The sequence below is a fragment of the Wolbachia endosymbiont (group B) of Sphaerophoria taeniata genome (genome assembly GCF_947179355.1).
GTDB lineage: Bacteria > Pseudomonadota > Alphaproteobacteria > Rickettsiales > Anaplasmataceae > Wolbachia.
On sequence record NZ_CAMXAW010000003.1, the window covers coordinates 475,323 to 499,572 of the forward strand.

General features: G+C 34.2%; 24 protein-coding genes, 1 tRNA gene and 1 pseudogene. 16 read left to right on the top strand and 10 right to left on the bottom strand.

Annotation, left to right across the window (positions count from 1 at the left end; all coding sequences use genetic code 11):
• Nucleotides 1–200 precede the first annotated feature (200 nt).
• From ONG75_RS06240 to tnpC, 4 genes are all read left to right on the top strand, one after another.
• Nucleotides 201–2,240: a WD0745 family porin gene (locus ONG75_RS06240; RefSeq protein ID WP_264376032.1), complete on the top strand. Its 2,040-nt coding sequence runs from the start codon at nt 201–203 to the stop codon at nt 2,238–2,240.
• A 383-nt stretch (nt 2,241–2,623) separates the two neighbouring features.
• On the top strand, nt 2,624–3,412 hold the full coding sequence (locus ONG75_RS06245) for a DUF2163 domain-containing protein (RefSeq protein ID WP_264376033.1): 789 nt from the start codon (nt 2,624–2,626) through the stop codon (nt 3,410–3,412).
• Nucleotides 3,413–3,443: 31 nt separating this feature from the next.
• Nucleotides 3,444–3,530 (top strand) — tRNA-Ser (locus tag ONG75_RS06250).
• Nucleotides 3,531–3,799: 269 nt separating this feature from the next.
• The gene (gene tnpC, locus ONG75_RS06255; RefSeq protein WP_264375454.1) at nt 3,800–5,182 is read left to right on the top strand and encodes an IS66 family transposase; all 1,383 of its coding nucleotides are present in this window, start codon (nt 3,800–3,802) and stop codon (nt 5,180–5,182) included.
• A gap of 187 nt (nt 5,183–5,369) precedes the next feature.
• Here the strand turns inward: tnpC and ONG75_RS06260 are convergent, their stop codons facing one another.
• On the bottom strand, nt 5,370–5,534 hold the full coding sequence (locus ONG75_RS06260; protein ID WP_264376034.1) for a hypothetical protein: 165 nt from the start codon (nt 5,532–5,534) through the stop codon (nt 5,370–5,372).
• Nucleotides 5,535–5,691: 157 nt separating this feature from the next.
• On the bottom strand, nt 5,692–5,955 hold the full coding sequence (locus ONG75_RS06265) for a hypothetical protein (RefSeq protein ID WP_264376035.1): 264 nt from the start codon (nt 5,953–5,955) through the stop codon (nt 5,692–5,694).
• Between the two features lie 137 nt (nt 5,956–6,092).
• Here ONG75_RS06265 and ONG75_RS06270 point away from each other — a divergent pair, with 137 nt between their 5' ends.
• From ONG75_RS06270 to ONG75_RS06280, 3 genes are all read left to right on the top strand, one after another.
• On the top strand, nt 6,093–6,326 hold the full coding sequence (locus tag ONG75_RS06270; RefSeq protein WP_264376036.1) for a hypothetical protein: 234 nt from the start codon (nt 6,093–6,095) through the stop codon (nt 6,324–6,326).
• Nucleotides 6,327–6,721: 395 nt separating this feature from the next.
• Nucleotides 6,722–6,931: a DUF6290 family protein gene (locus ONG75_RS06275; RefSeq protein WP_007302130.1), complete on the top strand. Its 210-nt coding sequence runs from the start codon at nt 6,722–6,724 to the stop codon at nt 6,929–6,931.
• Nucleotides 6,894–7,196 carry a type II toxin-antitoxin system RelE family toxin gene (locus ONG75_RS06280; RefSeq protein ID WP_264376037.1) on the top strand — a complete coding sequence of 101 codons (303 nt, stop codon included), beginning with the start codon at nt 6,894–6,896 and terminating at the stop codon, nt 7,194–7,196. Before ONG75_RS06275 ends, ONG75_RS06280 begins: the two co-directional genes overlap by 38 nt.
• 294 nt (nt 7,197–7,490) lie before the next feature.
• Here ONG75_RS06280 and ONG75_RS06285 read toward each other — a convergent pair whose 3' ends face one another.
• The gene (locus tag ONG75_RS06285; RefSeq protein ID WP_019236727.1) at nt 7,491–7,649 is read right to left on the bottom strand and encodes a type II toxin-antitoxin system RelE family toxin; all 159 of its coding nucleotides are present in this window, start codon (nt 7,647–7,649) and stop codon (nt 7,491–7,493) included.
• Between the two features lie 137 nt (nt 7,650–7,786).
• Between ONG75_RS06285 and ONG75_RS06290 the strand changes: the two genes are divergently transcribed.
• The gene (locus ONG75_RS06290) at nt 7,787–8,203 is read left to right on the top strand and encodes a hypothetical protein (RefSeq protein ID WP_264376038.1); all 417 of its coding nucleotides are present in this window, start codon (nt 7,787–7,789) and stop codon (nt 8,201–8,203) included.
• On the opposite strand, the gene trhO is transcribed toward ONG75_RS06290, so the two are convergent.
• Nucleotides 8,200–9,045, bottom strand: a complete 846-nt coding sequence (gene trhO, locus ONG75_RS06295; RefSeq protein WP_264376039.1) for an oxygen-dependent tRNA uridine(34) hydroxylase TrhO — start codon at nt 9,043–9,045, stop codon at nt 8,200–8,202. The genes ONG75_RS06290 and trhO overlap by 4 nt on opposite strands.
• A gap of 130 nt (nt 9,046–9,175) precedes the next feature.
• Between trhO and ONG75_RS06300 the strand changes: the two genes are divergently transcribed.
• On the top strand, nt 9,176–10,774 hold the full coding sequence (locus ONG75_RS06300; protein WP_264376040.1) for an ABC transporter permease: 1,599 nt from the start codon (nt 9,176–9,178) through the stop codon (nt 10,772–10,774).
• A gap of 202 nt (nt 10,775–10,976) precedes the next feature.
• Here ONG75_RS06300 and apaG read toward each other — a convergent pair whose 3' ends face one another.
• Nucleotides 10,977–11,381 (bottom strand): Co2+/Mg2+ efflux protein ApaG, encoded by a 405-nt coding sequence (apaG, locus tag ONG75_RS06305; RefSeq protein ID WP_010402892.1) that lies wholly within the window; start codon nt 11,379–11,381, stop codon nt 10,977–10,979.
• A gap of 106 nt (nt 11,382–11,487) precedes the next feature.
• On the opposite strand from apaG, the gene ONG75_RS06310 reads away from it, so the two are divergent.
• Nucleotides 11,488–12,564: a 5-(carboxyamino)imidazole ribonucleotide synthase gene (locus ONG75_RS06310; RefSeq protein ID WP_010402894.1), complete on the top strand. Its 1,077-nt coding sequence runs from the start codon at nt 11,488–11,490 to the stop codon at nt 12,562–12,564.
• A 1-nt stretch (nt 12,565) separates the two neighbouring features.
• On the opposite strand, the gene ONG75_RS06315 is transcribed toward ONG75_RS06310, so the two are convergent.
• Entirely contained in the window at nt 12,566–13,588 is a 1,023-nt protein-coding gene (locus ONG75_RS06315) for an aspartate-semialdehyde dehydrogenase (RefSeq protein WP_010402896.1), read from the bottom strand.
• 138 nt (nt 13,589–13,726) lie between these two features.
• Here ONG75_RS06315 and ONG75_RS06320 point away from each other — a divergent pair, with 138 nt between their 5' ends.
• Nucleotides 13,727–14,152 (top strand): hypothetical protein, encoded by a 426-nt coding sequence (locus ONG75_RS06320; RefSeq protein WP_015587974.1) that lies wholly within the window; start codon nt 13,727–13,729, stop codon nt 14,150–14,152.
• Between the two features lie 28 nt (nt 14,153–14,180).
• Here ONG75_RS06320 and ONG75_RS06325 read toward each other — a convergent pair whose 3' ends face one another.
• Both ONG75_RS06325 and ONG75_RS06330 read right to left on the bottom strand, forming a co-directional pair.
• A complete protein-coding gene (locus ONG75_RS06325) occupies nt 14,181–15,467 on the bottom strand; it encodes an APC family permease (RefSeq protein ID WP_264376041.1) in 1,287 nt (428 codons plus the stop codon).
• A gap of 70 nt (nt 15,468–15,537) precedes the next feature.
• Nucleotides 15,538–16,812: an APC family permease gene (locus tag ONG75_RS06330; RefSeq protein ID WP_029237623.1), complete on the bottom strand. Its 1,275-nt coding sequence runs from the start codon at nt 16,810–16,812 to the stop codon at nt 15,538–15,540.
• Between the two features lie 145 nt (nt 16,813–16,957).
• On the opposite strand from ONG75_RS06330, the gene ONG75_RS06335 reads away from it, so the two are divergent.
• On the top strand, nt 16,958–18,397 hold the full coding sequence (locus ONG75_RS06335; RefSeq protein ID WP_264376042.1) for a hypothetical protein: 1,440 nt from the start codon (nt 16,958–16,960) through the stop codon (nt 18,395–18,397).
• Between the two features lie 202 nt (nt 18,398–18,599).
• Nucleotides 18,600–19,370, top strand: a complete 771-nt coding sequence (gene surE / locus ONG75_RS06340) for a 5'/3'-nucleotidase SurE (RefSeq protein ID WP_264376043.1) — start codon at nt 18,600–18,602, stop codon at nt 19,368–19,370.
• On the opposite strand, the gene hisS is transcribed toward surE, so the two are convergent.
• Nucleotides 19,367–20,590 (bottom strand): histidine--tRNA ligase, encoded by a 1,224-nt coding sequence (gene hisS, locus ONG75_RS06345; protein ID WP_064085321.1) that lies wholly within the window; start codon nt 20,588–20,590, stop codon nt 19,367–19,369. The genes surE and hisS overlap by 4 nt on opposite strands.
• Nucleotides 20,587–21,159, bottom strand: a complete 573-nt coding sequence (locus ONG75_RS06350) for a NifU family protein (RefSeq protein ID WP_006015115.1) — start codon at nt 21,157–21,159, stop codon at nt 20,587–20,589. The genes hisS and ONG75_RS06350 overlap by 4 nt, the downstream gene beginning before the upstream one ends.
• A gap of 169 nt (nt 21,160–21,328) precedes the next feature.
• Between ONG75_RS06350 and ONG75_RS06355 the strand changes: the two genes are divergently transcribed.
• The 3 genes and pseudogenes from ONG75_RS06355 (at nt 21,329) to ONG75_RS06365 (ending at nt 24,210) form a co-directional block, all read left to right on the top strand.
• The gene (locus ONG75_RS06355; RefSeq protein ID WP_236607909.1) at nt 21,329–21,580 is read left to right on the top strand and encodes a DnaJ domain-containing protein; all 252 of its coding nucleotides are present in this window, start codon (nt 21,329–21,331) and stop codon (nt 21,578–21,580) included.
• 91 nt (nt 21,581–21,671) lie between these two features.
• The gene (locus tag ONG75_RS06360; protein ID WP_264376044.1) at nt 21,672–22,769 is read left to right on the top strand and encodes an ankyrin repeat domain-containing protein; all 1,098 of its coding nucleotides are present in this window, start codon (nt 21,672–21,674) and stop codon (nt 22,767–22,769) included.
• A gap of 258 nt (nt 22,770–23,027) precedes the next feature.
• Nucleotides 23,028–24,210, top strand: a pseudogene (locus ONG75_RS06365) (ankyrin repeat domain-containing protein).
• The last annotated feature ends 40 nt before the right edge of the window (nt 24,211–24,250 follow it).

Here is a 24,250-nt window from a genome sequence, read left to right on the forward strand (position 1 = left end):
AATAAGTATAGAGTTATAATACACTAACAAGCAAACCTCTGTACTAAATTTTGGTTAATATACACGTTGAGCGTATTAAGAAAGTTGCTTTTAAAGTATTGCATTTTACTTTTATTTTCGCTATAAGGTTGCTTTAAGTTGGATTTTCAACACCTTTATACTATTTATGTTATGATTTTAAAATTTTTTGGGGGCACTTCATGAAAAAATCTATTTATACTAGAACTGCTCTAGCTTCTCTATTGACTTTATGTTCTTTCAGTGGCTTTGCTGCTGACTTTTCTGACGAGAGTATGAAGGAAGTAAAAAAGCAAGAGAGTAACGAGTCAATCAAAACTTCTGGAAAGATGGAAGTGATGAAGACGTCAAATAAGAAACTAAAAGAAAAAATGGACAGGATATGTAATGCTGATCCAAGAAAAAAAGCTGAGGAGCTTAAGAAAAAAGAAGAACTAAGATTAGCAGCTGAGCAGAAGAAAAAAGAGGAGTTAAAATTAGCAGCTGAACAAAAGAAGAAAAAAGAAGAGTTAAAATTAGTAGCAAAACAAAAGAAAAAAGATGAAATTAGGCTAGCAAAAGAGAAAAAAGCAAAGCTTATAGAGGATTCAAAGGCGAAAGCTCTAAGCACTAAAAATTCTAATGTAGAAAAGTCAAAAATTAAGGGTTCTAAAACTAAGAATGCTAAAATTGAAGCTAAAGATATAAAAAAGGATGTAAAAGTTGTTAACAGCAATACAGAGGAAAAAGGCAAGGCAAGTCCTGTTGTTTCAGTTGGTGGTATTGATATTATCAATACCAATCAAGGGGATGGTTTAAGAATAACTTTCGGTGGCGTTGTTGATTCTCAAGGTTATGGTAACCATGGGCTAAGTGGCTATAACCATTATAATGTTATGCCAGGTAAATCTACAGATTATTTTAACAATACTCCAGATAGTATAAAAGGAGCAAATCCAATATTTCCTAAAGGGATAGGGAATATTGGTGATTACAGTGAAAACATGGGCATGATTTCAGATGCAATATTGCACTTAAGAGCTGAAAATAAAAATGAGGATATTGGTCTTCGTTATGGTGCCGATGTACAATTCCATGTTCCAGTTACCGAAGGTAAAGGAGCTTCACAAGGCGTGAATGCTGCAAGAGGTAGAAGTGCACATGTGTTTTTGAATTCAAAATATGGTGATCTGAAACTTGGCTATCAGTTTGGTCCTGAGTCTCTGATGAGACTTGATGCAACAAGAATTGCAACTGTTGATGGAGCTGCAGATAGTGACTGGTTCAGAAAAGTAAACTTAGAAGGAAGTGCTGCAAACTTCCCATTTTACGTAACACCACGTCTTTACACTGAAAGCTTCTCGAGCGAGAGCGAAAAACTCTCCTTCCGTATGGCAGGAAAATACAACAAAGACGTTATGACCACATTGCCGTTTAGAGCTGCTTACTACTCACCAAATTATATGGGTGCAAGATTTGGTCTTAGCTACTCACCTCGCTATGATAGTGGTTTATCCGTTGTAAAAGAAATAGATTCAGTTCTTTCTAAAAATGCTCAAAAGCAAGATGAGGTAAAGCATAAGGAAACGTTAAGACATGTTGGACCAGATTACCAGCATATAATAAGTGCTGGTGCGTCATATGAATATGACTTTAGTAAACATAATATAAAAGTTAAAACTTCCGTAGTTGGTGAGTTTGGCTTGGCAAAAGAGCCAAGTGAAGATAAGCACCTTTATAATGAGTTCATAGAATACAATAACCTAGCAGGTATGAATTTAGGTGCAAGCGCTGATTATAAGATTGATGAAGATCAAAGTGTAAAATTTGCTGCCTCTTTTGCATATTTAGGCAAATCTGGTCAACCGAAGAGTATCAAGGAACTCAACCCTACTTCAAAAGAATATAAAGAGACTACTGATATTGCTAGAAAAAATGGCTTAAAGCAATTTAATGACAAGGACACCATGTATTGGACTGCAGGTGCTGGTTATCAATATGATAATATCTACACAAGCTTGACATACTTTGGCAGTACAATGAATGATAAAGATATGCTTCATGATGTTGCACTTGGTGTTCAGTATGATCTATCTTCTTGCAATAAGAGCAAGTTTGTTCCTTATGCAGCCTTACATTATTTTATGACTGATGAACAAGGTGCGCTGAAAGACCAAAAAGGTACTGATGTACCTTCTAACCAAGGAATTCTTCTCCTCACTGGTGTGAAGTTTTCTTTCTAATTTGTTCTAGTAATACACACCACAACTTGAATGTGGTGTGTGTCTTGTCTGTTAGTGTTTATTTGTCGATCAAATAAACATAAGCCAGTGCGTAACAAACTCTACGAGTATTTATTTTATTCACACAATAAGTAATGTCATCCCAGTCACAGCTGTACGAAAATTGTGGCAATTTGCATAGTAAATGGTGTCATCCCAGTGCTTGACACTGGGATCCATTTTTCCATCATCATCAGAAACGTTGTATTTTAACATTACTTTTATACTCGTAAATTTAACTGGATGCCAATGTCTGGGCGCTGGCATGACACCCTATGGCTACTCAGATAATGGATATAATCCCTTACCTATCGAACGTTTTCAAATTCAATCAATTAAGCAGTATGCAAACCAAACTAAAAAACCATTTAACTGGAGAATTACTTACCATCGCTACTTGCTGGAAATTAACACTTGTAAGTGGGGAGGTAATGGGATTCACTGACTATGATGAAGATTTAAATCTCAATAATATACTCTATAAATCTTCAAGTGGGTTTACAGCTAGTAGCATAATATTAAATAGCGATTTGAGAACTGATAATCTAGAAATTGAAGGAATATTAAATAGTGCTGATATTAAAGAAAAAGATGTTTTATCAGGAAGGCATGACTTTGCAAATATTGAAATATTTCTTGTGAATTATAAAGATTTGAGTCAGGGAATTATGAATTTGCATGCAGGAACTTTTGGTAAAGTAACATTAAATAGTGGGAGGTTTATCGCTGAAATTAGAGGTCTTGCGACAAAGCTTGAGAGAAGCATAACAGAGCTATATTCTCCTGTATGCAGGGCACAATTTTGCGATGATAGATGTAAAGCTGATGCTAAAAAGTTTAGTAGAATGAGCACAATTACTAAAGTGATAGATGAAAGAAGATTTGAAGACACTAATTTAATCGAAAGCGATGGATATTATAAGCACGGAGTGTTTAGTTCAGCAACATTTGAAGTTGTAGTTAAAGAATACAAAAATAAAGTAGTTACATTATTTGCTTCTCCTCCATATCAAATTTCTACCGGAGATAAATATTCGATACTTGCAGGTTGTGATAAAGCGTTTTTAACGTGCAAAAACAAGTTTAACAATACTGTGAATTTTCGTGGCGAACCATATATACCAGTTGTTTAGCAGCATAATTTTTAATATTATGAATAAGTATGGAAAGGTGGCTGAGCGGTCTAAAGCACACGCTTGGAAAGCGTGCACATATGAAAATATGTCGGGGGTTCGAATCCCCCCTTTTCCGCACATTATTTCTAGTATAACATAGGATTTTCCGTTTTGTTCTTGAACGTAATAACCATATAGCATTAGCACTTCAGCTCCGCAATTTTTCAGAGTCATCTACGTCAATAAAAGAATAGAGTTATCAAGTTGCAGAGCCTTCTTGATTTTTGACGACGAAGAGTCGTTGTTATCATAGAAATACATCCAATAGTATCCGTTCAGCGGAGTGGCAGAATAAGGTAGACAAGGTGATCTAAAAAGATAATCATAGAGCAAAAGTGAGGTAATGTGGTAAACCTTTTAGAGCTTTGCAAAAATTTACAGCAAAAAATAGAAAAGTTAGAAGCAAAAATAGAAAAGCTGGAAAGGGAGAATGAAAGTTTAAAAGCAGAGAACAAGGCTTTAAAGATAGAGAACGCTGAATTAAAGGAAAGGCTTGGTTTAAACTCGAAAAATTCATCTCTACCAAGCTCTAGAGAGTTGTACAAAATAAAAAAGGACAAGCCAAAGAGCGACAGAAACGTTGGTGGTCAGGTTGGTCATAAAGGAAGTTTTCGCGCCAAAATGGATGCAGATGAGGTGATAAAAGTAAAGTTGTCATCTACTTGTGAATGCGGAGGAGGGATTGCAATATGCAATGGACCGTACATTCATCAAAAAGTTGATCTTCCGGAAATTAGGCCTTATGTAGTGGAATATCAGATGGAGCATGGTCGTTGCCGGAGATGCGGAAAAAGAAGAAGCAGTAAGTTACCAGAAGGTGTTACGTCAGATACATTTGGTCCAAGGGTTAAGTCAATAATTGCAGCGTTCAGCGGATTCTACAAAAATTCAAAACGCGAAATAGCGAGTGTCGTAAATGATATCTTCAATTTGAACATAAGCGTCGTTAGCATATCAAATAGTGAACATAGAGTTGCTTCAAAATGCAAAAAAATGTATGAGCAGATCGAACAAGAGATAAGTAGGAGTAAAGTTCTACATATTGATGAAACGAGCCATTATAACAAAGGTAAACTCGCTTGGTGTTGGATGTTTGCAAGCAATACGGCAAGTTTTGTGAAGTTGACAGAGTCAAGAGGAATGAAAGTTTTAAAAAATAACGCATGCTGCAATCATAATAGCTTAGTGGTAACCGACAGGTACGCAGTATACAATTACTTTGCTGATGAAAAAAGGCAAATCTGCTGGGCACACTTAGCAAGGGATTTTGAAAGATTAGCGCATAGTTGGAATATTGAAGTCAAAGTTCTTGGCTGTTACTTAAGAAATGTAGCTACTGAATTATTTGCACTAAAAAAGGCTTTGCTAAAAAATGAGATAGATGTTTTTAGATTTGCCAGACGTGCCAGAAAGTTGCGAAAACGTACAAGGTATTACTTGAAGGAAATATCCTACTTACCTGAAGCAATTGGAGCCTCTCGAGTTGCGAAAAATATTTTGAAATCTGAAAGAATGATGTGGAATTTTTTAGATGACCCAAAAAACATTCCGCTGACAAACAACCATGCTGAACAGCAGATACGGCATTATGTCGTTTACCGCAAAAATTCGTATTTTACACAATCAAAGCGGGGAAATGCATTCCTTGAACGGATAATTTCGTTATACTTAACATGGAAACAAAGGGGTCTCAATCCTTTCCAAAACCTCTTATCTATTGTTTCTTAAACCACTCTCCTGAACGGATACATCCAATAGCCTGCCGCCGGCATACCCTCCCTATTTCTAATGATGTTTTGCAATACTATACTTAGTCTGTGTCATTTCTCACGAGCATCAGCAAACTCGTGTATACTCAACCTATCATAATCTGTTAATATAATTCTTTATTAAAAAATATACTGACACTTTTTTGTTAAATAGATACTAATTGATCCACAACTTCAGATGGTGAACAAGTTTCAGAAATTGGAAAGATAAAATCACAGAGGTCATTGCACTGAGATTTTTCCTCAATGAATTTCATTTCACAGTATTCGTGGCAAGTCTGATTTATATGACAAAAAGGGTCTTCAACCATAATATACTCCTTAATTAAAAAACTAACGCTAAGATAGTACTTATATGTTAATATTATCCCAATATTTAGATTAGCATAATTACTTCGTTTACTTTATTGAAAATTTTAGGAAAAAATAAAGAAGCCTCACACTTTTTTGATATTAAACCTGTACCTTCTACAGAACAGAAAATGAATCTGCGAGAGCATGGAAATTGTCTCCAATATCACTTAATACATCACTTGCATCAACCTGGTGTTCTTCATAAACTGTTCTGCCCTCTGAGCTCTTCCAGAGCCGAGAAGGATCCATGTCCGGATCCAAATCATTCAAATTTGATTCATTTCGGTGTACACGTGTTTTTCCATACTGTGTTGATTGATTATCCAACTTTTGTTGTAAATCTGCTCCTGTTTTCTCACTCTGTAAGTTTCCGAACATAATATTCCCCTTAATTAATATTGTATTAATTTTAATATAAAAGCATTAATATTATATTAATAATAGTATAATTACTTTTATTGAAAATTTCAGAAAAATGTTGTATAATTATACAGTAGTAGAACTTGGTAAAACTTATGGCAAACGCTAATTTAGCTTTCAGTAAAGAAACTTTACAGCATCTTGCTGAATTATCTGAACTTACTAAGCAACCTGCTCAAGCATTAGCAGAAAAACTACTTAAAGAAGCAATAGATAGTGAAATGGAAGATTTTTTACTATCTGTAGTTGCTGATCAATATGATATTGAAGGTGCAGAAACAGTTGATTACAAAGATGTAAAGTGGAGATCAAGTGAACTACAAAATTAAATTTTTGAAGAATGTCACTGAAAAAGATCTTCCAGCTTTACCAATAAAAATAGAATCAAGAGTAAATAAAGGAACGCCTTACAGTTGATCCATTGGTGAGCCTTTATACCATAGCTTTAAAGGGTTTAGAAGACTAAGAGTCAGCGATTACCGTATTATGTATTGTGCAGACACCAAAAACATGAAGTAACTATCGTTACAATAGGACATAGGGATACCATTTACGAGAAAGCTTTGAAGGTACTTAAGAACCATGTTTTTCAATAAACTCTGCTTCGTTAAGTTACATAAGTAAATTATAAATATATTATTATACAGCCCTCCTTCCTGATCCATTCTTTATTGAAAATTTTAGAAAAATGTTGTATAATTATTAGTAGATTTTGGTAAAACTTATGGCTGATTCAAGTATTAACATTAGTGAAAAAGTTTTAAAAAACCTTACTCGTTTAGCTAAAGTAAAGAATCAATCAGCTCAAGAGCTAGCAGAGCAGTTTATACAAGAAGCAATTGAAAATGAAGAAGATATGGCAATAGCCAAACTTGCTATTCAACGTGACACTCGAAATGCAAAATTCATCAGGCATGAAGACATCAACTGGTGATAAGTATTTAATCTGCTATGAGGAAAATGTAGTTCACAAAGACATTCCAAATCTTCCAAAGACAATATGGTCAAGGATAAAAGAAATTGTAAAAGAGCGTCTTACGCTTTCTCCTGAAAAGGCAGGAGATCCCTTGCTCGGTGAGTTCAAAGGACATCGTAGAATACGATCTGGTGATTATCGTTTGGTTTATAGAATAAGTAAATTAGAACGTACGGTAATAATTACTGCAATAGAGCATAGAGAATACATCTATAAAAGTTAGAACCTTCCTATAAGCATTGTATATTTCATTATACAGCCCTCTTTCCTCTTCACCTTAGGTGGCTTTGCTCAGCTCAAAAATAACTCATTTTTTGACTATACCCCTATAATTTTACTACTCTACAGACTATAAAATCGATGCTAATAACGAATTAGAGATAAACGTTGCAAAGAATCGCAGTGGCTCAACTGGAAAGGTTACAGTAAGTTAATACTGGAAGGATACTAGTATGGAGCCTCAGACTCGTAAATGTCTTTTCTGTGTTTTATTGAAACACTTCATACTTTGCAGCATTTACATGATACGATAATCGCCAGTTCTCAGTCTTCTGTATCCTTTGAGTTTGTAACAAAACGATTCACCAAAATCAATTGGATTAACTGTAAGTCGCTCTTTTACTATCTCTTCAACTCTTAACTTTATTGTTTTTGGAAAAGCTCTTCTTACTAACATTTTTCAGGAATTTAATCTTACAGCGCTTTAGTCCCACCTATAGTGGTAAGATTATCTACTTATTCTTGTATGGGAATTTACCAACTATTAAGACATTAAGTGTAGTAAAAATATATTCTAATAGTATGGAAAAATAAATGACACGCAAACAAAATGTATTTGAACAAAATGTAAAAGGTAAAGTTATATTTTTAGATAATTTACATAAAAAAACAATAGGTGAGCTTATCGCTTTTATGGACAAAAACCTAGATATCAAAACCTTTGATTGGATAAGTAACAATACTAGTCATAACATAAAATCTAGAAGAGGTTACAATATTAGTAATAATATGAAACTTAGGTGCAGAGGTGCAGGAATTGGTTTAGCTGCTGGTCTAGTTGCAGCATGTTGTTTATGGCAAGAAACTTTAGCTCTTATTGGCGGTTCTGGTGTAGTGTTGATTGCATTTGCTATAGTTGGTGCGTTACTTGGAGCTGGAGCGGGCTATGTCGTAGGTAAATGTCTTGATAAAATTGAGGTTAGTAAGTGTGCAATAAGCAGATTTTCTTAGAGGTTCGTATTGAATTCTAGCTTTCTTTCAATACTTAAAGATTTACAATCAGAGCAAACTACCTGGCCACGTGGAACTGATTTCAGCTCATCAGTTGAAACTTTACTTGAGCAGAATATGCATTTTATTTTATCACTTGGGGCGAGTGAGTGATCAACAGCAATTCTATCATCAAAAACAAAACACTCGCCTTCCCAATTACCACTTTTATTACCAGTTTTTTCAAGGTAGGAAAGAATACCGCCTTTAAGGTGATAAACATCGTTAAATCCAAGGCTTTTCATATATGCTGTAGATTTCTCACATCTGATTCCACCAGTGCAGTACATAGCCACTTTCAGATCTTTACTCTCAGAGAAAGACTCTGACCACTGAGGAAAATCTCGAAAACGCTGAGTATGTGGATTGATTGCATTTTTAAACTTGCCTAGTTTTACTTCGTAATCATTTCGTGTGTCTATCACTAAAACATCAGGTTGAGAGATAAAATCATCCCAATAATCTGGATCAATGTACTGACCTCTAACGGAAGTATCGAGATTACTTACACCAAGATTCACAATTTCTCTTTTTAATCTCACTTTCATCTTACTAAATGGTTGATATTCTGCTGCACTCTCTTTCCATGTAAGGTCCCTTAGTCTATAATCAGAACGTAGAAAATCGAATATTTTATCAATCGCGTTTCTTTCACCAGATACGGTTGCATTAATACCCTCTTCTGCAAGGAGTATAGTACCCTTTAATTCGACATTATCGCATGCAACTTTTATTTCATCTTTCATGTCATAATAATTAGAGAGTTTTACAAAATGATAGAAAGTTGCAATGACAAAACTCATAATTAATTAGTTTATCGATTTAAAACATAATATATAAAATTATGAAGATATTCAATAGGACGGCTGTTAATTACTGGATATCTTTAGTTTTTGCATATAACATTTTAATATCAAATATAGATTCAAGTTAATGTTTCTGAGAGTATTTAAAAATATATTCTTGTTTTTAGTAAGTGTATTATTTGTCTGCCCTATACTATCGTTAATATCGATTCTATTTACAGAATCAGCAAACTCTGGATGGGTAATTAGTAGACTTTTTCCTGAATATATACTCAATACGTTAATTTTGATGGTAGGAGTAGGGTTAATATCCTTTATATTTGGAGTAATTCCAGCTTGGCTTACTACATTTTTTTCGTTTCCCGGAAGTAGAATTTTTGAGATTGCCTTATTCTTTCCGATATCAATTCCTGGATATATAGTATCGTTTGTTTATGTAAATACGCTAGAGTTTTCAGGTCCGATTCAGAGCTTGTTAAGAGATACTTTTCAATTGGGCAAAGGTGACTATTGGTTTCCCGAGATCAAATCCCTAGGTGGTGGAATATTAGTAATGGGATTTAGTCTATATCCATACGTTTATATGTTGGTCCGCTCAAGTCTAAAGAGCGTTAGTAACTCAGTCACTATTGCATCAACACTTGGGTTCTCCTCATTACAGAGTCTGTTTTCTGTCATCATACCCTCCATACGTCCATCAATTATAGCTGGGTTATCCTTGGTACTAATGGAAGTAATTACAGATTTCGGCACACCACAGTTTCTTGCTATCGATACTTTCACGACAGGAATATACCGTACTTGGTTTTTATTGCATGACAAATATTCAACTACTGTTTTGGCAGTTGCAGAACTGATTTTCGTTGCAACACTAATAGTTATCGAGAAAAAACTACAAAAAAGAGAAATATCTTACTCTTCAATCAATACTAATGCAGATTATCACAATAAACGTAGTATAAACGGTTCTATATCGTTGATCTTTTCTTATCTTATGTGTTTATTGCCGATATTAATAGGCTTTATTTTACCAATGATTCCACTTATATATTGGAGCATAGAGAAAGGCTTTTTCATATACGAAGCAAGATTCTATAATATAATAGCAAACAGTATTAGTTTATCATTTATTACCGCGCTAATCTCGATCAGCATTGCAATAATTATTGGATATACAGCACGTAAAAATAAGGTAATAAGCAATATAGCACGTCTCATTTCTCTTGGATATGCAATTCCAAATGCAATTATTGCAATTAGCATAATAATGTTTTTAAGCAGAATATCTTCTTTCATTACTCAATATATTGTGGAAATTAGCTTGGTAGGAACTATTGGTGCATTAGTTTACTCATATTTATTTCGTTTTTTTGCTATATCTTTCAAGGCGATAGAGTCGGGACTCAAAAAAACACCAAATGAAATTGAATGGACTGCATATACTATGGGTCATGGGCCTATTTCCACGTGCCTGAATATTCATATTCCCCTTATCAAGAAAAGCATACTATCGGGATTTCTGCTCGTGTTTATGGATACGGTAAAAGAACTCACGGCAACACTAATTATCAGACCATTTAATTTTGAAACTATATCAACTAGAATATATGAACTTGTCAGCGATGAGCGTTACAGAGAAGCTGCCCCATTTTCGTTAATGATAGTTATTATAGGTTTAACCTCTACAATAATCTTATTCACACTTGATGATAAGAATCAAAAATAAACTATTTTGCATCTGTTCAGCAGAGTAACAAAATAAGATAGACGAAAAAAGACAACTATAGAAGCAAATGGTCAGTGCTTTCGTGTTTATCAACTTAGTTGGATCTCAGTATCAGCTACTCGGATGACATTATGGAAGCTCAAATGACAAAACAAGAAGCACTGGTTTCAGATGCACTTAAACAAATACACTATCTTGATGATCAATGAGGTCTAGTGTTAACGTATGGACTATCTAAGGAAAAGGGTGGTACCATAACATCAAAGGTTTTTATGCTCTCTTCGTTCAGAAATTCATATTTACCCTGCATTATTCCTGATGGTGTATTTAAGTATGTTCCACTTGTATATTTGAATACCTCTCCAGATTTTATTACAGGTTGTTCTCCAATAACACCAACTCCGGCAATTTCATTTATTTTGCCCTTATGATCTATTATTCGCCAATAGCGACTTAATAATTGAATGGTTGATGAGCTTTTATTTTTTATCTTAACATTATACATCCATACGTAACAATTTTCATAAGGAATGGATTGCTCTTCAATGTAAATTGGCAAAACTGTAACTTCAACAGAATTAGTAATAAGTGTGTATTTCATGGTCATCGTAAAGTGTTCATGATAAAAATTTAACACACTTCAATTATACACTTTTTTCATAGATTTTCCAAGCATATTATCGTACTCTAACTAGGAAATATTAATCTACATGATGAACAAAACAGATCCACTGGATAAAAAAGTGATAGGAATAATAGGAAGTGGGCAATTAGGTAAAATGACTGCTATCGCTGCAATAAAACTTGGGCACAAAACGCATATTTTTGCCAGTGCTAAAAACGATCCAGCTTGTTCTGTTGCTGATGATTTAACAATAGCAGACTTCTGTGATAAGAGGGCACTTGAATCTTTTGCACAGAGTGTGGATTTAGTCACTATTGAGTCTGAAAATATTCCATGTAGTGCAATTGATATTGTGTCGCTGCACGCAGATTTTTATCCAGGCAAAAAGGCGTTACACATTTCGCAAAATAGGCTGAGAGAGAAAGATTTTATTAGAGATTTAAGCATAAAAACTGCTGATTACAAAAGTATACAAAATTATAATCAGCTACTAGAAAGTAGTGAAACTTTTAGCTATCCAGTGAGGCTAAAAACAACAGAAATGGGTTATGATGGAAAAGGACAATATGTGATTGAAAATGATTCTGAACTGAAGCAATTTGCTTCCTTCGATTGGAATAAAGAGTACATTCTTGAAGCAAGTGTTGATTTACTGAAAGAGGTTTCAATAGTCGTTGCAAGAAATAAAAACGGTAAAGTAGCTTTTTTTCCTATAGCAGAGAATCACCACGTTGACGGAATACTTAATACTTCAATAGCACCAGCTAAAATAGATAATAAATTAGCCCAAGAGGTACAAAAAACTGCAAAGAAAATAGCAACTGCGCTTGATGTAGTAGGAATTCTAGCTATTGAATTTTTCATCACTCAAAATCATGAATTACTAGTTAATGAATTGGCCCCAAGACCCCACAATTCTTGCCACTGGAGCTTGGATGCATGCAACGTTAGTCAATTCGAGCAGCTGGTGAGGGTAATATGCGGATTACCTATGCAGGAAGTAGTATTACGCTTTCCTTGCATGACAAAAAATATAATAGGTAATGATATATATAATTCTCACAAATATTTGAGCAACGAAAAAGCTAGTTTAACCATATATGGGAAAAAAGAGGTTAGGGACAAGCGTAAAATGGGACATGTCAATATAGATTTAAGTTATTGAGCTATAAATGCTCTTTGATCAAGATCTCCAAGATCTGCACTATATTTAGTGCTGCACCTTTGCGTAGATTATCAGCTACTATCCACATATTTAATCCGTGTTTAACGGTATCGTCTTGTCTAATACGCGATATGTATACGGCATCCTCTTGCACAACATCAATCTGAGTCATATATCCACCATCTTCGCGCTTATCTTGTACTAAAACTCCATCGTCTTCACTGAGCATTTCACGAGCTTCTTCTTCAGTTATATGCTGATCAAATTCTACATTTACTGCTATAGCATGACCAACAAGAACAGGTACTCGTACACAAGTTGCAGTTACTTTTATATCCTCTTCTAAAATTTTTTTTGTCTCCTCTTGCATTTTCCACTCCTCTTTTGTAGAACCATCTTCCATGAACTCTCCTATATGAGGAATGCAATTAAATGCTATTTGCTTAGGAAATATTTCAGGTTTTTTAGCTTCATTCATAAAGATTTTTTTTGTCTGATTGTAAAGCTCATCCATTGCTGCTTTACCTACACCAGAAGTTGATTGATAAGTTGAAGCAACGATTCTCTTTATTTTTGCTTTTTTGTGTAATAAATGTAATGCCAGCAACATTTGTATTGTAGTACAGTTTGGATTAGATATTATGTTATGGTTTTTATATTCCGTAATTTTATCTTTGTTGATCTCTGGAATAACTAGTGGCACGCCTTCTTTCATCCTAAAATAGGAAGTGTTATCTATCACAACGCACCCAGCCTCAGTTGCAATTGGTACGTATCTCTCAGAAACATGAGATTCTGCACAGAAAATGGCTATATTAGTTCCAACGAAATCATAATCCTCAAGGCATAAAACTGTTAACTCTTTGTCACCAAAACTCACCTTTTTTCCCTTTGATTTTTTCGATGCAAAAGCAACAACAGAATCTATCGAAAATTTTCCCTCTTTTTGAAACTCAGCAAGCATGGTCAATACCTCATATCCTACTCTTCCTGTTGCTCCAATAACTGCAATCTTACATCCCATATAAATAAACCTCTGATTTTAAAGCTATATTATATTTTTACTGATAAAATTTACAATTACTTTAATATTTTTACCTTGCAATTAACCATAATTTAGTTATAATTATAAGACACTAGTAATATTGCATGGTAGAATGAAATGAGTAAAAAACATGATGACACTAAGGTCAAACCTGCAGTATCTGAATTTCAAAAGCCTGAAAAAGTCAATAGATTAGAGATTCAAAATGTTCTTTCGAAAAAAAGCAAGCCAGCGATAAATTTTGATGATAAAAAGTATGGTGTAAAAATTTCTAAGATAGACCAGCATCTTTCAAACAAGAAGCAAGAATCTTTTGGATTAAGAGATTTTTTAAGTTCAATACCAATAATAGGAAGATTTTTAGTGAAAATTTTCACGCCTGAAAAAGAAGAGTATAAAAAACTGCAATCGCAAATAGGTCTTTCTAATAAAGCAAAAAATGAGATCTACATAGATAATAAACGCACAGAAGAAGTAGGTAGCAAACTTGAGAACGGTAATATTGAACAAGTAGATAAAGAGAAAAAAAATCTTGGCCCATAAATATTAACCATTTAAAGTGTATCTCTCACTACTGAATTTGTTGCACAGAAGTTTTGCAGTACCAAAATAAATAAATGGGTATGCCACTTGCAGTGAACAGGCTCGAAGTCAGCAGAGTACCTACAGGGGTTTCTAATATCACCCAACAACAAAAGGTTGTTGCTATGCTACCAATTAAAAGCTTATAACAACTCCTCTCCTGTATAATAACCTTTAGAAAGGCAAAACAGCACGCAAGATAAACGAACAAAAATGAAATTACAGAAAAGTCAATAATCGACGTAATCTGCTGGGCAAAATTGTTGTTTGAAGTGAGAATTAGTAAAATTGCAGTTCCAATTGAACTAACTGTTATTCCCCAAAAAGGAGAGCCATGCTTGTTCCTTTTAGCAAAGAATTTTGGCATTAGTCTATCTTCTGCAAGACCAAAAGCAACTTGTCCACTAGATAAAACCCAAGCGTTTAGACTGCCAACACAAAAAATGAATGCAACTATAGAAACAATTAAATGCCAATTACCAGAAAACATAATTTTTATCGCATCAACATATGGTGCTCTTGAACTTGCTAAATTGTTGCCATTGATCAATCCCATAATTGCAAAATTGTTGATAAAATATATAACAGCAACACAAACTGTGCCAAGCACCACAGCTTTTGGTATAGTTTTAGCTGGATTATCAACTGACCCTGCAGGTGCTGTTGCCAATTCAAGTCCAATAAAACACCATAAAGTAAGGAGTGTAGAGCGGGCAAGAATTTGCGATGTTGTAAGACTTAATATTTCTTCACTTATGATAAAATTATTTCTATCGAAAAAAAACAACGCTACTACAGGTATTGCAAGCAATACAGCAACCTTCACAACCGTGAGCAGAAACTCAACGTGCCCTGCAGTAGCTATTCCCCTTAAATTTATTAATGTAATGATTGTAAATAACAACAGCTCTAAAAATAAACGCATACTTTTGATATCTTCATGGAAAAATGGTGTAAGATAGCCAACACCCACAACTATTAAAGCTGTTGTACTAACCCATGAGATTACCCAATATGTCCAACCAACAAAGAACGCTGCAGCAGGACCAAAAGTATGTTTCACATAAACGTGAGGACCTCCTGTTTCTGGAAACTTTGCACATAGCGTAGCAAAAACTAGCGCAAGAGACACAGCACCAGCTCCTGATATCATCCAACTTATAAGGCTATAAGCGCCATATGGAGCAAGGCTAATTGGAAGCATAAAAACCCCAGAGCCGATCTGACTACTAATGACTAAAGCAAAAACAGCCCAAAAACCTATTTTATTTGACACAATACCTCTTAATTCTATTAATGTAAGCCAGTAGTATAGCTTAAGAATTTTAGCAACTAAAAAATTTAAGTTAAGTTTTTAGTTTATGATACCAAAGTAGATAAATAAGTGTTCCGCTTAAAGGGAATAGACTTGATATTAACAATGTTTTTATAGAAGTCTCGTATATTACCCAACAGCAAAAAGATACAGCCACACCTCCAATTAAAAATTTGCAGTAGCTTTTGTCTTGTATATTAACTTTGAGAAAAGCAAGGCTACATGCTAAGTAGATAAACAAAAATGACACCACAGAGATATCAATTATTGAAGTTACTTGCTCAGCAAAACTTTTGTTTGACGTTAGGATAAGTAAAACTAACACCCCCAAAGTACTGAGTATTATTCCCCATAATGGAGCATCATGCTTATTTTTTTTGCCAAAAAATTGCGGCATTAACTTGTCTTTTGCAAGGCCTAAGGTGACCTGTCCATCAGCTAAAAACCAAGCATTTAAATTACTTACAGAAACGATAAAGGCAACAACAGAAATAATTAAATGCCAATTACCTGGAAACATAATTTTTATCGCATCAACATATGGTGCTTTTGAACTAGCTAGGTCATTACAACTTATCAATCCCATAATTGAAAGACTATTGATGAAATATATCACAGCAACACAGACTGTTCCAAGCACTATAGCCCTTGGTATTGTTTTAGAGGGATTATTGACATATCCTGCAGGTGCCGTTGCTGATTCAAGTCCAATAAAACACCATAGAGTAAGGAGTGTAGAACGAGCAAGAGTTTGTGATATTGTAAAGTTTGATACTTCCTCGCTTACAATAAAATTATTTTTATCAAAGAAAAACAACCCTGCGATAGGTATTGCGAGAAGTGCAATAATTTTAACAATGGTCAGCAGAAGCTCAACATGCCCAGCAGTAGTTACTCCCCTTAAGTTTATTAGCATAATAGCTAAAATTAATGTTATTTCTAAAAGCAAACGTATATCTTGTATATCATTATGAAAAAGCGGGGCTAAATAACCGATACTTGCAATTGTCACAGCTGTTGAGCTTACCCACGAGCTTACCCAATATGTCCAGCCAACAAAAAAAGCTGCTGTAGAGCCAAAGGCATGTTTCACATAAATATGAGGACCACCCGTTTCTGGAAATTTTGCGCAGAGTGAAGCAAAAACTAAAGCAAGAGATATAGCACCAAATCCTGATATAACCCAGCTTATGAGGCTATAAGCGCCGTATGGTGCAAGGCTAATTGGGAGCATAAAAATTCCAGAGCCGATTTGGCTACTGATCACCAAGGCGAAAATAGCCAAAAAGCCTATTTTATTTGACACGACAATGTTTAATTTTTATCTGAATATATTAACAATATAGCTGAAGCTCGAAAATTTCAATTGATCTTTTTTGTATAAAAATTTGCATTTTTTTAATTTAAGCATATAATGAGAAGTATATTAATAGGTTATTAAGAAGTGGTTTATGAATCCGAGGTTAAAAACATTTTTGGTTGTTTGTGGGTATGTTCTATTAGTTGGTGCTGCTATTGGAGCAATTTTTTTATTTGACTACTTACTTGAGATCTTTATTGATGCGCTTTATGCATTCCTTCTTGCCAAAACTTCAAGTGAGGTGTTAGCTGTTTTTGGAACACTTGCAGTTTTACTTGCCACTTGTGTTTTGTGCTACGGACTGCATAAGCTCTGTTCTATTTTTACAGAAAAGATTACAAGTAGCTATCAATCTTTCAAAAATGAAAATAGTGATGATAACATTTTTTCTGAAGTATATAATGACCCGACAATAGGGTTGAAAGATAAGATTTTATTTTTTTCTATATACTCAATATATTGTATCCAATTACCATTTTTGTATTGTTCATCGAAGATATCAGAGCTTAGCAGAACATTATCAAATAGTAGAGCGTTGGGTCTTAGAATATGTTTAGTGCTTATTAATACTATATTATTGATCCCAGTAGCACTTCTTGAGTTAATAAAGTATCCATTAATAAAGCTCTTCTCGCCTCTGGGTTTAAGTGTAAAGCAAATGAGCTTTTTGTTTAATGTAAGTGATGTAGGTACTGGTAATCAGAATGTTCATACTAGAAGTTTTGAGCAAAGCGTTATTGAGTGTGCCAAAAAATTAAAGGAAGAATATGGTAGTCCGTCAAACGAGCTGAATGAAGAATTTAAAAGTTATATAAGAGGTTTGACAAATCCTCAGAAAGAACTGATAGCACCTTATTTGAAGGTAGATAATTATAGAGAAGGAGAATGGGTAAGATGGGTAGATTCTAAAACCGGACTGACATTAACACAGGCCATAAATTTAGTTTTAATTGCAGCAACAAAGCAAAATGCAGATGTAGAGCTGTTGAAATCCATATTGCTGGTTCGTTTTGAGGAAAGTAATCGCCAATGTGGTCCTGGAATGCTTAATCGTATCATTTATGCATTAAGTGGCCTTGAAGCAGAAAATAATTTTGCAGCTCAACTAGAACCTCAGATAATAGGAGAGTTGGCAGGTAATGCTACTAAAAAATTTCTTGAGCAATCTGTAGATAAGCACTACTTTAAAATAAAGATTTTAAAAGAAAAGTTTGACGACTTATATTCGCTAGGTTCTGGAGTGGATTTGAGCAATGCAAATGATGAAGTAAAGGATGGAATTTCTCATATGAGAGATGCTATAAAAGAATTTGTGTTTAAAGAATTATATGTGAAGTTTTATAATGACTATGGAGAACATATTCGAAGAGGGCAAATAAAACAAAGGCTGAGAGAATTAATAACAGATGAAGTCATAGATGCAGCAATATCTTATCAGATAAATGAGATAGAAGTTCCTGCAGAACCATCTACTTATCTTGAAAAGATGAAAGCATTTTTTGCAGGGCATACAAGATTCTCTGCTGCTTAGAGCTCTGAGACTTGCCTAAGCTTTGATTGTGAGTTAGGCGTGAAGCTAAAATTGGTATTTACAATTAACTCACAGCAAACTAAACGATGGCAATCTGGCCGTCTTCTAATTTTTCCTTATTGATTTGTAGCAGATTCTTTGTTATGGTTATGAAAAGAAACTTCAAACCTCATTAGTATACTTTGATAGTCGAGTGCTGCATATGATAATATTGATAACAAATGATGATGGTTTTGAAAGTGAAGGAATAAGACTACTTAAAGAAATTGCACACAATTTTGCATCGGAAGTATGGATAGTGGCACCAGATACTGACAGGAGTGGATCTGCAAGATCTCTTGATTACCCAGTGAAACAATCTATTAGAATAAACCAACATAGTGAAAGGGAGTTTAGTGTGTCTGGTACTCCCGCAGATTGTGTTATTATCGCGTTAAATAAAATTATGAATAAGAAACCAGACTTAATATTATCTGGAGTAAATATTGGATCAAATGTCGGAGATGATATTTGTTATTCAGGCACAATCGGTGCTGCAATGGAAGGTGCTGCAAGATCTATACCTTCTATTGCGCTGAGCCAAGTTTATCATGATAAAATAGACTGGAACAATACAAAAGTTTTTGCACCAAAGGTTATCAGCAAGCTAATGAAAGTTGGTTGGCCTAAAGATATAGTGATGAGTATAAATTTTCCTGCTACAGAAAAAGTGAAAGGGGTCGAATTTGCTGAACAAGGTGAATATAACATTGATGGTGATTTAACTTTTACTGAAAACTTAAATGGTTCTTTGAGCTTAAATTGGTCTCGGGAACACTCAGGCAGTGGTAGTGTAGATAAAATAAAAGGAGGTTTTATTACTATTACACCGATAAAATTAGATTTTACAGATTATGATATATTAAATGCTATGAAAAATTCTTGTGCAGAGGAATTTTCTTCTATAGCTAACACTCCTATTGCTTCTGATTAGATATTTTCTACGGTTTTATCGCGAGCAATCATTTTTTCTTCACCCGTGTCCATATTTTTAATTTTTAAAGTTTTACTGCTTAGCTCTTCATCACCAAAGATTAATACAACTTTTGCATTTGCTTGATTTGCTTTTTTCATTCGGGTTTTTAGAGTTCCACTATATTCGTAAATCACATATAAACCATTTCTGCGTAATTCACTTGCAAGTGTTAGAGCATGTTCTTCAGCTTCTCCACCGATTGGAATTATATAAATAGGCCTCTCTTTTTTTTCAGCATAGTTGATTAATTCCATTATACGCTCAATCCCCCCTGCAAATCCTATTGCTGGAGTGTGTTTTCCACCTACTGAAGATACTAGATTATCGTATCTTCCACCGGCAAAAACTGCTCCTTGTGCACCTAAATCTTCTGTGACAAATTCAAATACTGTGTGACAATAATAGTCTAGACCTCGAACTAATTTGCTATTTACAGTGTAAGGTATGCCAAGAGCTTGCAGTCCATTTAACACCTGGTCAAAGAAATATGAAGATTCTTTTGTATAATAATCACTGATTTTTGGTGCGTCAGAGATTATTTCTTTATCTGTCTTATCCTTAGAGTCTAATATTCTGAGTGGGTTTTTAATCAATCTATTTTGACTATCTTCTGATAGGTCATTTTGAAACTTTTTTAAATACGATATCAAAGCTTCTCTATACTGAGTTATTGTTTCACTATCACCCAGAGAGTTGATTTCCAGCTTTACATTTTTATTGATGCCAAATTCAGTTAGTAAGTGCTGAGCGAGTGATATCAATTCAATATCAGCTTTTGGATCTTCTATGCCAAAAACCTCAAAATTTATCTGATGAAATTGCCTTTGTCTTCCCTTTTGCGGTCTTTCATAGCGAAATGCAGGCCCTATTGAAAATAATTTTATCGGCGTTTGCAGTTTTTTTTCAATGAGTAACCTAACAATAGCTGCAGTGAACTCAGGACGCAGAGTTATGCTCTTTCCCCCTTTATCAATAAAAGTATACATCTCTTTAGTGATAATATCTGAGCTATCACCTAAAGTCTTTGTAAAGACTTCTGTGTATTCAAATATCGGAGTTTGAACAGGTAAAAAGCCGTATAAACTTGAGATTCTGCTTGCTGTTTGCTCTATGTGTTTAAACTTGTACCATTCATCAAACAGGAGATCTTTTGTTCCTCTAACTGTTTGATTAGTCATAGCATAGTCTCTATACCTGAAACTTCTGGTATGTGATAGCTTAGCATATTCTGCACTCCTTGTTTTAAGGTAATTGCAGCACTTGGGCACCCAGAGCAAGCTCCTTGCAGTTCAACGTAAACTATTCCGTCTTTATAGCCACGGAACTTGATATCACCACCATCTTGAGCAACTGCAGGTTTAATATAACTTTCCATCAATTCTTTTATTCTATTTACAATTTCTATATCATTTTCATTAAAGAATTCTTCCTCTAGCATTTTATTATCACTTACTCCTTCTTTATCAAATGCTTTTCCACCAGAAGTAAAGTGATCCATAATTGTAGTTAAAATTTCCACCTTTACTATATCCCAATTCATTCTATCTGATTTTGTTACCGAAATAAAATCATGCCCAAAAAATACTCTTACAACATGTTCTATTTGAAAAAGATTTACTGCTAGTTTGGAGTTCTTTATTTCATCTGCATTTGAAAAATCAGCTGTTTCTCCTTCGCTCAGAATTTCAAAACCAGGAAGAAATTTCAGCGTGTTTGGGTTTGGTGTTTCTTCAATCTGGATAAACATGTTATTTACCATGACAATTATAATTGTTACTATTTAATCATAAAATGATAAAAAAATATACATGTCATTCATCTTCTTCCTTTTTTTGATATTCACAATAATCACGTTTGTTTTACCTAGCGTTGTTGTATTTTTTCTCTTTTTGGCAAAGAGAAATAACATAAGTTTTATGATGAACTCTATATTAAGTAAGTTTTTGAACGAATTTAACAGCAGTAAAAGTTACACCAAAAATTACACTGGTGATAATATGTCCAAAGATGAAGCATTAAAAATACTGGGGCTGAATTCCGAGGCAAGCCAAAATGAAATCAATAAGGCATACCAAAATTTAATGAAACTGGTCCATCCAGACAAGGGAGGCTCGGAATATTTTGCACAAAAGTTAAACGCAGCACGTGATAGATTGCTAAAGACCTAATTTTTAACTATTGTTTTCTCTGTAAATTTTACTTGTAAATACTAAATCATGTGATACAAAGCCAAGGGCGTTGTCTTATAGGAGGTATTTGATGCGAAAATACAGAATAGAAGAGTTAAGGAATAAATTGTTTATTGCTATAAACAAACTTGATTTTGAGAAAGTTAAAAGATGTGTTAGAAAGGCAAAGATTAAAGGTGTACAAAACGATATTATTAATGGTAAGCAATATGGCATGGCACCTATACATTTTGCTACTTACAGAGCTAACTCAAAGATATTGCAGTTTTTGATTAACAATGGTGCTCGTGTTAATGCTGTGAGTGATGCGTGCATTGTTCCTTCCGTATCCATTGTTGTAACATATGATATGGAGAAAGTTGTATTTGATTGTATTCACGGCAACACTAGCTTTCAAGGAATGCAAAATTTTACAGCTTTACACTTAGCACTTTATCAGTGTCGATTAGATATAGCAAAAGTTCTGCTTGATCATAATATTGATGTTAATATTAGAAGTACAAATGGCAAAATAGCATTTGAGGTTATTCCAGGTTATGAAAGTCTTTGCAGTGATGGCTGTGACATAAAAAAAATATTCTTAGCTGTGTTAAGATTTCATAAAAATAATTGTACAGAACTATTACTTTCTGCTAGAATAAATACTAAGTTAGAATTAGAAGCTGGTGATACTCCAGATGCAGCAAGTAGTACAGCGAACCCTTTCTCAGCCTCCACCAGAGCAAATACTAAGATAGGATTGGAAGCTGGTGATACTCCAGATCCTGCACCAAGCAGTGCAGTAAAACCTTTTTCTTTTATTAATAGTATATTTAGTTGGGTAACCACTGCCACACTCAATGGCTTATTCAGCAGTGCTCCTACTTTACCTCCTGCACAGCAATCTGTTGACCACTTAGATCGTAGCCCAATTAGTTCTTCACAAGTTGATTGTAATGGAATAATTCTACTAACTGCTGCAGCAATGAGTAAGTTCACAGGAAAAAAATATTCAAGGACACTGGACAATTCACTTCTCACAATAGAAGAAATTAGAGAAAGAAAGCTTAACACTATAGAAAAAAACTTCGAGACAGCACTTAGTAAGTGTAAAAAACTTTATCAATGTCCTGAAAGTTCATTAAGCAATTTAACAATATCTAAAGGTATGCATCAAAAGTCCCTTTAAATCAGTTAAAATAAGCACTCAAGCTTAAGTGCTTATTTTCGTATAATCCTCTTTAAGTTTAAGCTCTTATATATTAGGAATAAGCTGCTACGAAATTAAGGAGATTTATGATGTTTTGTACGAAAACTAAATGTAGCACGTGATGAAATAAATAATCTCTTGCGTTGTGGAATTTCTTTAGCTTTACATATAAATTTTACTAGTATATGCATAAATTATGTGATATACAATCAAAAGTTTTATCCTTTAGGAGGGATTATGGTTACAAAAACAGAAGTTGAAAAATGGAGAGACGGGCTACGTTCTGCAGTAAAGGAACGTGATTTTCAAAAAGCTGAGGAGTATATTAGAGAAGGAAAGACACATACTACTAATGTTATTAATTCTAAAGATAGAAATGGTAACTCACCTTTATCGATTGCTGTTAGTAACCGAGATTTAGAAATGATGAATTTTTTAATTGAGAATGGTGCAGATGTTAATATTGAGGATTATTTTCGTATGCCACCTATATACTATGCTGTTACAAAGGGCACTACAGAAATGATAGAGCTTTTAATCAATAAAAAGGCAAGCATTAGTGGCTATTTTTCATATGCTGGTGAAAAACGCACTCTTGTAGGTTGGGCTATAGACAAGAATAGTCCGGAAAAAGTGGAGGTCTTACTTAAACATGGTGCTAGCCCAAATGGCAAATTTGATCTTCTTGCTTATTCACAAAATTCATGCCTACATGCTGCTATTGAAAAAAACTACTCAAGAATAGTTGAGCTTCTTATTGAATATCGTGCTGATGTCAATGTTAAAAACGAACAGGGGCAAACACCTATATATTTAGCTATTAGATCAAAACGCCCTGAAATGATAAAATTGTTATACGATAATGGTGCTGATATTGATAATGTTAAAGATATAAGGAACGAGACACCATCAGATTATGTTAAGTTATTTTATTCCGGCAAAACGATAAAAGAAATTGCTGCAGAAGCAGAGAGTGCCAATGTAAACTCAGAAGATATTACTCCTGCACCAAGTAGTGCAGTAAGACCTTCTTCTTTTATTAATAGTGTATTTAGTTGGATGGGAACTTCAACAACTGCCTGCACTCAGTAGCTTATTTCAGAGTGCCCCTGCTTTACCTCCTGCACAGCAATCTGCTGTCCACTCAGCTGAAAGCTCAATAGATTTTTCACGAGGTAATTTGTATGGAACAGCCATGTTAGGTTATGTAATGTTCAAGCAATTTACAGGGAAAAAATATTCAGAACCACTGAATAATTCGCTTTTTGCAATAGAAGGAATTAGAGAAAAAGAGTTTCACACTATGGCAAAAAATGTCGAGACGGCACTTAGTAAGTTTGAAAAACTTGATCAATGTCCTCGAAGTTTATTAAGCAATTCAACAATATCTAAAGGTGTATGTCATCAAAAATCCCTTTAAAACAAGCACTCAAATTTGAGTGCTTGTTTTTGTGAAATCT

What these genes read in the sequence shown, in the direction of transcription:
- ONG75_RS06275 (WP_007302130.1), top strand. Translation starts at nt 6,722, where the DNA reads ATGGCTGATTCAAGTATTAACATTAGTGAAAAAGTTTTAAAAAACCTT.
- ONG75_RS06265 (WP_264376035.1), bottom strand. Translation starts at nt 5,955, where the DNA reads ATGTTCGGAAACTTACAGAGTGAGAAAACAGGAGCAGATTTACAACAA.
- ONG75_RS06280 (WP_264376037.1), top strand. Translation starts at nt 6,894, where the DNA reads ATGCAAAATTCATCAGGCATGAAGACATCAACTGGTGATAAGTATTTA.
- apaG (WP_010402892.1), bottom strand. Translation starts at nt 11,381, where the DNA reads ATGACCATGAAATACACACTTATTACTAATTCTGTTGAAGTTACAGTT.
- ONG75_RS06335 (WP_264376042.1), top strand. Translation starts at nt 16,958, where the DNA reads ATGAATCCGAGGTTAAAAACATTTTTGGTTGTTTGTGGGTATGTTCTA.
- hisS (WP_064085321.1), bottom strand. Translation starts at nt 20,590, where the DNA reads ATGACTAATCAAACAGTTAGAGGAACAAAAGATCTCCTGTTTGATGAA.
- ONG75_RS06240 (WP_264376032.1), top strand. Translation starts at nt 201, where the DNA reads ATGAAAAAATCTATTTATACTAGAACTGCTCTAGCTTCTCTATTGACT.
- ONG75_RS06285 (WP_019236727.1), bottom strand. Translation starts at nt 7,649, where the DNA reads ATGTTAGTAAGAAGAGCTTTTCCAAAAACAATAAAGTTAAGAGTTGAA.
- ONG75_RS06310 (WP_010402894.1), top strand. Translation starts at nt 11,488, where the DNA reads ATGAACAAAACAGATCCACTGGATAAAAAAGTGATAGGAATAATAGGA.
- ONG75_RS06320 (WP_015587974.1), top strand. Translation starts at nt 13,727, where the DNA reads ATGAGTAAAAAACATGATGACACTAAGGTCAAACCTGCAGTATCTGAA.
- ONG75_RS06350 (WP_006015115.1), bottom strand. Translation starts at nt 21,159, where the DNA reads ATGTTTATCCAGATTGAAGAAACACCAAACCCAAACACGCTGAAATTT.
- ONG75_RS06245 (WP_264376033.1), top strand. Translation starts at nt 2,624, where the DNA reads ATGCAAACCAAACTAAAAAACCATTTAACTGGAGAATTACTTACCATC.
- ONG75_RS06360 (WP_264376044.1), top strand. Translation starts at nt 21,672, where the DNA reads ATGCGAAAATACAGAATAGAAGAGTTAAGGAATAAATTGTTTATTGCT.
- ONG75_RS06270 (WP_264376036.1), top strand. Translation starts at nt 6,093, where the DNA reads ATGGCAAACGCTAATTTAGCTTTCAGTAAAGAAACTTTACAGCATCTT.
- trhO (WP_264376039.1), bottom strand. Translation starts at nt 9,045, where the DNA reads ATGAGTTTTGTCATTGCAACTTTCTATCATTTTGTAAAACTCTCTAAT.
- ONG75_RS06300 (WP_264376040.1), top strand. Translation starts at nt 9,176, where the DNA reads ATGTTTCTGAGAGTATTTAAAAATATATTCTTGTTTTTAGTAAGTGTA.
- surE (WP_264376043.1), top strand. Translation starts at nt 18,600, where the DNA reads ATGATAATATTGATAACAAATGATGATGGTTTTGAAAGTGAAGGAATA.
- ONG75_RS06260 (WP_264376034.1), bottom strand. Translation starts at nt 5,534, where the DNA reads ATGGTTGAAGACCCTTTTTGTCATATAAATCAGACTTGCCACGAATAC.
- ONG75_RS06355 (WP_236607909.1), top strand. Translation starts at nt 21,329, where the DNA reads ATGATGAACTCTATATTAAGTAAGTTTTTGAACGAATTTAACAGCAGT.
- ONG75_RS06290 (WP_264376038.1), top strand. Translation starts at nt 7,787, where the DNA reads ATGACACGCAAACAAAATGTATTTGAACAAAATGTAAAAGGTAAAGTT.
- ONG75_RS06315 (WP_010402896.1), bottom strand. Translation starts at nt 13,588, where the DNA reads ATGGGATGTAAGATTGCAGTTATTGGAGCAACAGGAAGAGTAGGATAT.